Origin of the sequence: Methanobrevibacter sp. (assembly GCF_045126245.1) — an archaeon.
In the GTDB taxonomy this organism is placed as follows: domain Archaea; phylum Methanobacteriota; class Methanobacteria; order Methanobacteriales; family Methanobacteriaceae; genus Methanocatella.
This window is the reverse complement of record NZ_JBGVOG010000119.1, coordinates 1-2303: the sequence shown is the minus strand read 5'-3', so window position 1 is coordinate 2303 and position 2303 is coordinate 1. Positions and strand designations below refer to the sequence as shown.

The 2303-nt window shown below is 38.2% G+C and carries 2 protein-coding genes and 1 pseudogene; all 3 read right to left on the bottom strand.

Annotated features, from left to right (window positions below):
* Positions 1-145 precede the first annotated feature (145 nt).
* Positions 146-781: a flavodoxin family protein gene (locus ACJMLZ_RS08595; protein ID WP_405305209.1), complete on the bottom strand. Its 636-nt coding sequence runs from the start codon at positions 779-781 to the stop codon at positions 146-148.
* A 1-nt stretch (position 782) separates the two neighbouring features.
* Positions 783-1994: a cofactor-independent phosphoglycerate mutase gene (locus ACJMLZ_RS08590; RefSeq protein WP_405305208.1), complete on the bottom strand. Its 1212-nt coding sequence runs from the start codon at positions 1992-1994 to the stop codon at positions 783-785.
* Positions 1995-2025: 31 nt separating this feature from the next.
* A pseudogene (locus ACJMLZ_RS08585) lies at positions 2026-2303 on the bottom strand (homoserine dehydrogenase); the annotation flags it as partial.

The window sequence follows — 2303 nt, the reverse complement described above, 5'->3', positions numbered from 1 at the left end:
CTTCACCTAATGATGCGACCATTATGGAGTAGGCTAGGCCGACACAGAATTCCAAAGCATATTCTATTAAAATAGGAATGAATAAAGCAAGTAATGCTCTATTTGAATAAATATAACCTTCAGGAGTTTTGAAAATATTCATAATTTATCTAATGAAATTTGTACGTGCTTTAGGCTCTTCTTCCAAAGTCAGTCCACTTTCAACACCAGCTTCAATGCATTTCAAGAAAAATGCCATGTTACGGCCCAATTGTCTCATTGTTGATAAGCCTTCTTCATCTTGAAGCACTTCTTCGGGAGTGTTTCCATGAACCATATTCCAATAGTAAGATGAAATGATTGGCATGCAGGAGATTCCAAGATATTTAATCAATTGGTCATATGTTGAGGTGGTGCCTGCACGTCTTGCAGAGCATACTACTGCCCCAGGTTTATTTTTAAATGCCTTTGCGCCATCCCCATGGGAGTTTGAGTAGAATGCTCTGTCCAAGAATGAAACCATTGATCCGTTTGCACCTGCATAATATACCGGTGAGCCGAATACGAATGCATCCGCGTCATATGCCTTTTTAACAAATTCGTTTACAACATCATTGTCAAATGTGCATTGGCCTTTTTCACTGCATTTCATACAGGCAATGCAACCGGTAATAGGTTTTGTCTTAATCCAGAATATTTCTGTTTCAATACCATTTTCATTTAAAGTTTTAGCAACTTCATTTAAAGCAGTATAGGTACATCCCTCTTTGTGAGGGCTGCCGTTAACCAATATAACTTTCATTTTAATAATCTCCATCAATTAATCTTTGAACTAAGAAATGACCTTTTTTAAATTCAAGAGAACCTTTTTTGACACCTTCTTCATCAAATGATTCGCATTCATCACCTTCACGTGCTGAATCATAAATGACTAAAGGCACATCATCACGGGTATGTGTTCCGACACTGATTGGGGTCGGATGGTCAGGCAGTATTGCTGCTCTAAAGTCTTGGCCCTCCAGACTTTCAATGATTGGTCCGACAATGAATTCATCAATTCTTTCAATAGCCTTGACTTTCTCTTCAATATTTTGAGCGTGACCCGCTTCATCAGGTGCTTCTATATGGATTAATAATAAATCTGTCTCTTTTAATGCTTCAATCCCATATTCACCTTTTTGCTTGTAATCTGTATCAAAGTATCCTGTAGCTCCAGGCACATTGATTACATTCATTCCTGCAAAGTTTCCGATTCCTTTAAGCAAGTCAACACCAGTTATTACTGATGCTGTGATTCCATAAGTATTTTCAAAGTTAGGCAGGCTTGGTGTTACTCCTTGACCCCATAACCATACCATGTTGGCGGGTATTTCCCTTTTCTGGTTGATTTCAGCATCTTTTAGGTATTCCCTTGACTCGAACATTATCTGTTGAATTTCATGAGCCAATTCACACTCGCCAAACAGATTATCAACCAGTTTTTCACCAACAATATCATGAGGAGGCATTGTCTTGATGCCGGATAATATCTCTGCATCTTCAACATTATCACATGAGTAAATAAACAAATGTCTGTAGCTTACGCCAGTATAGAACTTGCCTTTAAAATCAGGATACTTTTCTTTAAAGTATTCATTAAGTCCTTTCATTAGTTCATCGGCTTCTTCAGTGGAAATATGGCCTGCATTAAAGTCATCCATTGAATCGGATTCACTGAATATGGTATTGCATCTGAATATAACATCTTCAGGTGTTGTTGGAATGCCTTCACTGCCCGCCTCAAGAGGTCCGCGGCCAGTATAGTAATCTGCAGGATTATAACCGAAAATGCTCATATTTGCAACATCTGACCCCGGTGTGTACTGTTCAGGGACATTATTTGTAAATCCGCCGAAACCACCTTTGGCCAGTTTGTCGATGTTTGGAGTATTGGCCGCCATCAAAGGAGTTTTTCCATCTAATTCGTCTACAGGATAATCACTTGACCCATCAGGGATAAAAATTACGTATTTCATGTTATCAAAAAAAAAGTAAAAAAATATTTAATTAGTTTTTGTTTTTCAAAATACTAATTAAATCAGTCAACATCGCAGAAGCAGTTTCAAGGGAACCTGCTCCAAGTCCAATTACAGATATCTCATCAGCCAAGTCAGTTTTGACTGTGGCCATATTTAAAGTCCCGCTTACATCATAGGAACTTCCCCTTTTAACCAAACGTGGGGATACCTGCAAATTATCAGGAGATACTTCAGCTATCAATTTGATTAGATAATCATCTTTTTTGGCCAGCTCAATAGCCTGTGCATTGATATTTGAAATGCCCT